At 55.4% G+C, this 258-nt stretch carries 1 protein-coding gene; it reads right to left on the bottom strand.

Features of this window, described 5'->3' with window-relative positions:
• The coding region (locus SB717_RS37395; protein WP_410908178.1) for a hypothetical protein at positions 1-206 on the bottom strand (206 nt) is incomplete at its 3' end.
• Positions 207-258: the final 52 nt, after the last annotated feature.

Here is a 258-nt window from a genome sequence, read left to right as displayed (position 1 = left end):
CACATTAACAATGCCTCTCCACGGCGCGCCGTCAAAACTGCACACGTCAGACCAAATCGGGAAAGCCGGTAGGGCTCTATCGTTTTGTCGTTGCGCGAGAACTTGTGCTGCGTAGGCATCACACTCAACGGCGCAGATGGTGCGCCATCCCAGCAACTGGCCTCCGAGTATTCCTCCACCAGCACCTGCGAAAAGAGCCAGCTCATTCATCCTTGATCCTAACGTTGAGACAGTCTTAGCTGCACCCGTCGATGAAGG

The organism is Priestia sp. SIMBA_032, from assembly GCF_046535215.1.
In the GTDB taxonomy this organism is placed as follows: domain Bacteria; phylum Bacillota; class Bacilli; order Bacillales; family Bacillaceae_H; genus Priestia; species Priestia aryabhattai.
Note: the sequence above shows the minus strand (reverse complement) of the source record. Positions and strands in the feature narration are given on the sequence as shown.